The sequence below is a fragment of the Corynebacterium sp. HMSC30G07 genome (assembly GCF_001806945.1).
Lineage (GTDB): Bacteria > Actinomycetota > Actinomycetes > Mycobacteriales > Mycobacteriaceae > Corynebacterium > Corynebacterium riegelii.
Map to the genome: position 1 here is coordinate 21,902 of NZ_KV786473.1, position 7,211 is coordinate 29,112.

Consider the following 7,211-nt stretch of genomic DNA (forward strand, 5'->3'; position numbering starts at 1 on the left):
CCTTTCCTATATGTTGGGACGGTTGTTCCATATTATGACACATCACCGCGGGCTATGTGTCCACAGCCCGCAAAAATTAATTGTTTTTCTTGGACGGAGCCAACGTCTTGGACCCGCGGTTCAGCGCGACCTGGCCGGAGCGAACCATTTCACGAATGCCAAAGGTCTCAATGACATCCAGGAATGCTCGCAGCTTTTCCGGGGTGCCGGTGGCCTCAATAACCACAGACTCCGGCGAGACATCCACCACGCGAGCACGGAAGATGTTGGCGGTCTCCACAACCTGAGCGCGCGTCTGGTTCGTCGCGTTGACCTTGACCAGAAGCAGGGAGCGGGCGATCGTCTGATCGTCCTCAAGCCGGAGCACCTTCAGCACCTGAATCAGCTTGTTCAACTGCTTGGTGATCTGCTCGATTGCATACTCGGAAGCGTCCACCACAATGGTCAGACGGTTAATACCTTCCGTCTCCGTCTTCGCAGACACCAAGGACACCAGGTTGTAACCACGGCGTGTAAACAGTGCCGTAACGCGGGTGATGATGCCGTCTACATCCAACACCAGCACGGAGAGGATATTGCGAGTGGTCTCGTCTTCGTGTGCCATTAGCGGTTCTCCTCCGTGATTTCATCGATAGCCTCATGGATTGCCGCCGGCGACTCTGCCGCGGACTCCTCCAGGTCAAAAAATGGACGCATGCCAAGCGCATACTGCATGTCAGAGTTGGACGCACCGGCCGCAATCATCGGCCACACCTGCGCGTCCTCACCAACAATGAACTCCACCACCACAGGGCGGTCATTGATCTCGCGTGCACGCTCAATCGCCGGAATGACCTCTTCCTTCGTGGTCACGCGGATCGCCTCCGCACCCAGCGCCTCACTGAGCTTTACAAAATCCGGCACGTACTGCTCTGCATTGCCGCCAAGCTTGGTGTGGGAATACGTTCCGTCATAGAACAGGGTCTGCCACTGGCGCACCATGCCAAGATTGCCGTTGTTAATCAGCGCAACTTTGAACGGGAAGCCCTCAAGTGCGGCCGTGGTGATTTCCTGGTTGGTCATCTGGAAGCAGCCGTCACCGTCAACGGCCCACACTTCCTTCTCCGGGCAACCAGCCTTCGCCCCCAGAGCTGCCGGGATGGCGTATCCCATCGTGCCCAGGCCACCTGAGTTGAGCCAGTGACGCGGACGATCAAAGTCGATGAACTGCGCGGACCACATCTGGTGCTGACCCACGCCAGCAACATAAATGGCGTCCGTGCCGACGACCTTCGACAGCGTCTCAATCACAAACTGCGGAGAAAGCTTGCCGTCAGACTGCTCGTCATAGCCACGCGGGAAACGCTCCTTCAAATCCTCCAGGCGAGCAATCCACTGATCAATCTGTGGCGCAGCGTTGCGCTTGGAGTCACGGAACGCATCCGTCAGCTGGGCCAGCACGCGTTTCGCGTCACCCACAATCGGGACATCTACCTCACGGATCTTGCCCACCTCAGCCGGGTCAATATCGGCATGGATGGTCTTTGCCAGGGGTGCGAAGGTGTCGGTGTCGCCGGTCACGCGATCGTCGAAACGCGTGCCAATAGCAATGAGCAAGTCAGACTCCTGCAGCGAGCCGACCGCCGGCACCGAGCCGTGCATACCCGGCATACCCATGTAGAGCGGGTGATGCTGCGGGAACGCACCGAGCGCCATCAAGGTGGTAACCACCGGGATGCCGGTGATCTCGGCGAACTCCAGAAGCTCCTTATGCGCCTCCGCCTTCACCACACCACCACCGATGTACAGCACCGGGCGCTTAGCCTCAGAGATCATCTTTGCGGCCTGGGAGATCTGGCGGTTGTGCGGCTTCGTATTCGGCTTATACCCCGGCAGGTCCAGCTCCGGCGGCCAGTTAAATTCCACCATCTGCGCCTGGACGTCCTTCGGGATATCCACAAGCACAGGTCCCGGGCGGCCAGTCGAGGCAATGTGGAACGCTGCGTTCAGCGTCGCCGGGATGTCCTCAACATCGGTCACCATGTAGTTGTGCTTAGTAATAGGCATGGTGATGCCGCGGATGTCTGCCTCCTGGAAGGCATCCGTACCAATCAGCGGCGAACCAACCTGGCCGGTGATCGCCACAATTGGCACGGAATCCAAATAGGCATCTGCCAGTGCAGTCACCAGGTTGGTTGCACCCGGTCCAGAGGTTGCAATACAAACACCAACCCTGCCGGAGGCCACGGCATAACCTTCAGCCGCGTGGCCTGCGCCCTGCTCATGGCGCACCAGCACGTGACGCAGCGTACGCGCGCGAGACAGCGCATCGTACAGCGGCAACACGGCACCGCCAGGAAGGCCGAACACAATGTCAACCCCAAGTTCTTCCAAACTACGAACCGTAGCGTCAGCGCCAGTCATAACCTCCGGTCCAGGCGCTGCGGCTTCGGCTGCGGGCTGCGGTGATGCTGCCACGATACAAAGCTCCTTCTTCATGTCTTATTCACGGAATTCGATCACACAAACAAAAAGCCCTCGAGCGAGCTAGAAGCTCTCGAGGGCGCTTGGTTTGCGGCTAGCTTTGAGTGCAACCCGCTTACGGCAAGCGCCGCATCGGAATTACTACTACTACAAGTCGCGTCGTGATCATGCGTTAGATAATACACAGCATTGCTTCGCATATATGCGATAGTGAGTAATTTTTTTCATACGCGTTGACTACCATGTCAGGAATGACCGATGCTCCCCGTATTTTCCGCCCCTCTAGAGAGCACGTCATCGCTATTGCAATGATGACGGGCATTGCCCTGATTGGTATTTTGTGGGCCCCCCTCAAACTGGGATGGGTCCTGATATTCCCCATCTTCGCTCTTGTGTGGATCTTCAACGCCAAGACCACGATTTCTGATTCGGGCATTTCCATCAACTACCTGTTGCGCAAGAACGTCTCGCTTGCATGGGACCAGCTCAAGGGTGTGAGTTTTAAGGGCAGCAAGGCACTTGCCACAACTGTCGACGGCCGCGAGTACCCCATGCCCGGCATCACCTTCAACACCCTGCCTGATCTGGCAGAAGCCTCCCGCGGCCGCATCGCAGATGTGATTACGCAGGCCGCCGAGTCTTCTGACGGCAAGTACGAAGTCATTGACAAAGAGGGCTATAGCGTATTGCTCGACCAGGACGAGTACGAAGAGTACTTAAAGGAGCATCCGGATATGCCCGGCCCGCGCCCCGCTGATAACCCCGCTGGTAACCCCGCCAATAGCCAGAACTAAAGGAGTACCCCCATGATCCCCCTCCGCTCACGCGTCACCACCATCGGCCGCCAAGCAGCTGGCGCGCGCGCCCTGTGGCGTGCCACCGGCACTGAGGAAAACGAGTTTGGCAAGCCGATCGTGGCAATTGTGAACTCCTACACCCAGTTTGTGCCGGGCCACGTCCACCTGAAGAATGTCGGCGACATTGTTGCGGACGCGGTTCGTGCCGCTGGTGGTGTGCCGAAGGAGTTCAACACCATCGCCGTTGATGACGGCATTGCCATGGGGCATGCTGGCATGCTCTACTCTCTGCCCAGCCGCGAGATCATCTCGGACTCCGTGGAGTACATGTGCAACGCCCACACCGTGGATGCGATGGTGTGCATCTCCAACTGCGACAAGATCACCCCGGGCATGCTCAACGCCGCGATGCGTTTGAACATCCCGGCAGTGTTTGTCTCCGGCGGACCGATGGAGGCTGGCAAGGCCATCAACGCGGGTGATGTGGTCAAGCCGAAGTCTGACCTGATCGACGCTATCGCGCTGTCCGCGAACGACTCAGTCAGCGATGCGCAGCTCGACGACATTGCCAACAACGCCTGCCCCACCTGCGGTTCCTGCTCCGGTATGTTCACCGCCAACTCCATGAATTGCCTGACCGAGGCACTGGGCCTGTCCCTGCCCGGCAACGGCACAACGCTGGCTACCCACACCGCACGCCGCGCACTGTTTGAGCAGGCTGGTTCCAAGATCGTTGAGCTGTGCAACCGCTACTACGGCGAAGGCGACGAGTCGGTCCTGCCGCGCTCCATTGCCACCGAGCACGCGTTCCGCAACGCCATGGCGCTGGATATGGCCATGGGCGGCTCCACCAACACCATCCTGCACATCCTCGCTGCGGCGCAGGAGGGTGAGGTGGACTTTGACCTTGCCGATATTGATGAGCTCTCCCACCAGATCCCGTGCCTGTCCAAGGTGGCACCGAATGGCGACGCCCACGTGGAGGACGTCCACCGCGCCGGCGGCATCCCGGCGATCCTGGGCGAGCTGCACCGTGCGGGGCTTCTGCATGATGACGTGCACTCGGTCTCCTACAACTCCCTCGACGCCTGGCTGGGCGACTGGGATATTCGCGGCGCTTCCCCAATTCCAGAGGCCGTGGAGTTGTTCCACGCGGCTCCGGGCGGCACCCGTACGACGGAGGCGTTTAGCCAGTCCGCCCGCTGGGAGTCCCTGGACACCGACTCCGCAAACGGCGTGATCCACGACGTTGAGCACCCGATTACTTCCGACGGCGGCCTGGTCGTCCTTCGCGGCAACCTCGCACCGGACGGCGCAATTTTGAAGACCGCCGGCGTGGAGGAAGGCCTCTGGGAGTTCTCCGGTCCTGCCCGCGTTGTGGATTCTCAGGAGCAGGCAGTGTCCATGATCCTCAACCGCGAGGTCTTGGAGGGCGAGGTTGTGGTCATCCGCTACGAGGGTCCCTCCGGCGGTCCGGGCATGCAGGAGATGCTGCACCCCACGTCCTTCCTCAAGGGCGCTGGCTTGGGCAAGAAGTGCGCGCTGATTACAGACGGCCGCTTTTCCGGCGGCACCTCCGGCCTGTCCATCGGCCACATCTCCCCCGAGGCTGCACATGGCGGCCTGATCGGCCTGGTGCAAAACGGCGACATCATCGCCATCTCCGTAGCCAACCGTGAGCTGCGCCTGGTTGTGGACGATGAGGAGCTGGCCCGCCGCCGCGAGGAAATGGAGGCGTCTGACAACCCGTGGACGCCAAACCGCACCCGCCACGTATCGAAGGCACTGCGCGCATACGCAAAAATGGCGACCAGCGCCGATAAGGGCGCTGTCCGCCAAGTTGATTAACGCGGCCTAAGCCGCGGTTGACGCGGTTGACGCGGCTTTATGCCAGCGGGTTGACGCCGGCGCCGAACCACCAGATGGCGCCGGCTGCAGCCAGCCCAAGCAGGGCGCAGATCCAGGACGACGCCAACGGTCGACGCGCCCATCCCCTGCCAGTGTCCACGCTGTAGAGGCCCGGGCCGGTAAAGGTCAGGGCGAAGGTGAGGCCGAGGAGGAGGGTTGGGAGGATCACGGTGGCGTCGGTAAGCAAAAGGCCCCAACCGCCATCCGCAGCAGTCAGCGCATGCAGTGCCTCAAAGCCGGTGACTGCCACACCAACCGCCGCCGCAACCGGAGTGATCAAACCAAGAATCAGGAACACACCCGCGGCCAGCTCAAGAGTGGGCACGATAATCGCCATACCGTTACCAAACGGGTAGCTGGCATACGCGGTCTCCAGCGCGCCAATGCCACCTGAGGAACCCAGGTTGAAAAACGTCGCGATCGCGCGCACCGTGAGGTAACCACCCACCAGCAGGCGCAGCAGCAGCAAGCCAAAGTCAATGGTGCCACGGCCAACAGGTGCCGCTACGGGTTCTTCCACAACCGGGTCCGAAACAACAGTGACCTCTTCATACACCGGCTCAGCGGGAGCGATGTACTGCGGTTCACGGTCAATTGCAGCGGTCTCGCCCGTAACAGCTGCCGCAGCCGGAGTCGAGGCCGCAAAAACCTCGGTCTCTGCGGTACCCACCGGGTCCGTGCCAGGCGTGTAGGCCGGAACATCGTCGTGCGAGAAATCTTCGGGCGTTGCGTCGCGCAAATTATCGCGCTGATTATCGGTTGCCATACCCCCTAAACTATGCGAGTTTTCCTATCCAACTCTGCAGGACAAACGGCGTGTTCCCAACCGGGTTAACTACCGAGCGTTTTCAGCGCCTCCCCATCTAGGCGCATAGTGGTCCACTCCCCCATGTCATGGGCACCGATGGAGCTATAGAAGCCTATCGACGGCTCGTTCCACCTCAACACCGTCCACTCCACACGCCTGTAATCATTGTCCACAGCAATCTTTGCCAGTGCTTTGAGCAAAGCAGTCCCAATGCCATTCCCGCGCGCCTGTTCACGCACGTACAGGTCCTCCAACCAGATGCCGTGACGGCCGTGCCACGTGGAGTAATTCAAAAACCACATGGCCATCCCCTGCACCTTGCCGTCGACCTCCGCGATGAGGGTGTAAACGCGCGGGTTCTCCCCAAACAGGTGGGTACGCACGTCTTCTTCAGTGGAGGTGACTTCATCCGGAGCTTTCTCGTATTCCGCAAGCTCATTGATCATTGCGAAGATCTCAGGAACGTCTGTTTCCACTGCGGGGCGAATATTCAACATGGTTCAACCATACTTTTCGCCCCTGTATTAAAGTCACTGCCATGGAACGTTTTCATTGGCTGGAAGATCACGATGCAGACGTCTGGCGCACCCTCTGGACATTCGTTTCCTGGGTGCCCGCACGCCTGGATGAGCACCTGAAACGCCAAGAGAAAATGGGGCTGCCCGATTACATGACACTGCTGTCCATCGCCCAGGCGGAAAACAACACCACCACGATGTCTAAACTCGCCGACGCCACGATGATGTCACCTTCACGCCTGTCACACGTGATGGATCGCCTTGAGCAGCGCGGCTTTACCGAACGTAACCGCAGCGCCGAGGACCGCCGTTCTACGTTTGCCACGTTGACTGAAGACGGTGTGGAGTTTGTCGTGCGCTCCACCCCTGAAGTGATCGCCCATATCCGTGGGACCATCTTTGAGCAGGTGACCGCTAAGGAAGCCGAGCAGCTGAAGAAGATTATGGCCAAGATCATGACCAACACCCCGAAGGCACCGGGGATGTAGGTGGGCTGGGCCTGCGCTGACCTGCGCTGACCTGCGTTAATCCCACGCGTCACTTTAGCCTCATTGCAAACATTTCGATTTGTTACGGATGTGACTTCAAAACCCCAGGACACTGAAAGATTTCGCATTTGTTTTCAGTGTCCTTGTTAGCTATACCGCTCATTTAGGTTGCTGACCTGCGCTAATCCCACGCGTCACACCAGCCTCATTGCAACCAAGGCCGTTTGTT

At 59.4% G+C, this 7,211-nt stretch carries 7 protein-coding genes; 3 read left to right on the plus strand and 4 right to left on the minus strand.

Annotated features, from left to right (window positions below; genetic code table 11):
• Positions 1 to 76: 76 nt before the first annotated feature.
• Together ilvN and HMPREF3104_RS08330 are read right to left on the minus strand one after the other, a co-directional pair.
• The gene (gene ilvN / locus HMPREF3104_RS08325; protein ID WP_052204583.1) at positions 77 to 604 is read right to left on the minus strand and encodes an acetolactate synthase small subunit; all 528 of its coding nucleotides are present in this window, start codon (positions 602 to 604) and stop codon (positions 77 to 79) included.
• Positions 604 to 2,478 (minus strand): acetolactate synthase large subunit, encoded by a 1,875-nt coding sequence (locus HMPREF3104_RS08330; RefSeq protein ID WP_052204585.1) that lies wholly within the window; start codon positions 2,476 to 2,478, stop codon positions 604 to 606. The genes ilvN and HMPREF3104_RS08330 overlap by 1 nt, the downstream gene beginning before the upstream one ends.
• Positions 2,479 to 2,714: 236 nt before the next feature.
• Here HMPREF3104_RS08330 and HMPREF3104_RS08335 point away from each other — a divergent pair, with 236 nt between their 5' ends.
• Entirely contained in the window at positions 2,715 to 3,257 is a 543-nt protein-coding gene (locus tag HMPREF3104_RS08335) for a PH domain-containing protein (protein ID WP_083279027.1), read from the plus strand.
• A 12-nt stretch (positions 3,258 to 3,269) separates the two neighbouring features.
• On the plus strand, positions 3,270 to 5,108 hold the full coding sequence (gene ilvD, locus HMPREF3104_RS08340; protein ID WP_070495156.1) for a dihydroxy-acid dehydratase: 1,839 nt from the start codon (positions 3,270 to 3,272) through the stop codon (positions 5,106 to 5,108).
• Between the two features lie 37 nt (positions 5,109 to 5,145).
• Here ilvD and HMPREF3104_RS08345 read toward each other — a convergent pair whose 3' ends face one another.
• Entirely contained in the window at positions 5,146 to 5,934 is a 789-nt protein-coding gene (locus tag HMPREF3104_RS08345) for a DoxX family protein (protein ID WP_070495157.1), read from the minus strand.
• Between the two features lie 65 nt (positions 5,935 to 5,999).
• Positions 6,000 to 6,473 carry a GNAT family N-acetyltransferase gene (locus tag HMPREF3104_RS08350; RefSeq protein WP_070495158.1) on the minus strand — a complete coding sequence of 158 codons (474 nt, stop codon included), beginning with the start codon at positions 6,471 to 6,473 and terminating at the stop codon, positions 6,000 to 6,002.
• Positions 6,474 to 6,514: 41 nt separating this feature from the next.
• On the opposite strand from HMPREF3104_RS08350, the gene HMPREF3104_RS08355 reads away from it, so the two are divergent.
• Positions 6,515 to 6,982, plus strand: coding sequence for a MarR family winged helix-turn-helix transcriptional regulator (locus HMPREF3104_RS08355; protein ID WP_070495159.1), 468 nt, complete (start codon positions 6,515 to 6,517; stop codon positions 6,980 to 6,982).
• Positions 6,983 to 7,211: the final 229 nt, after the last annotated feature.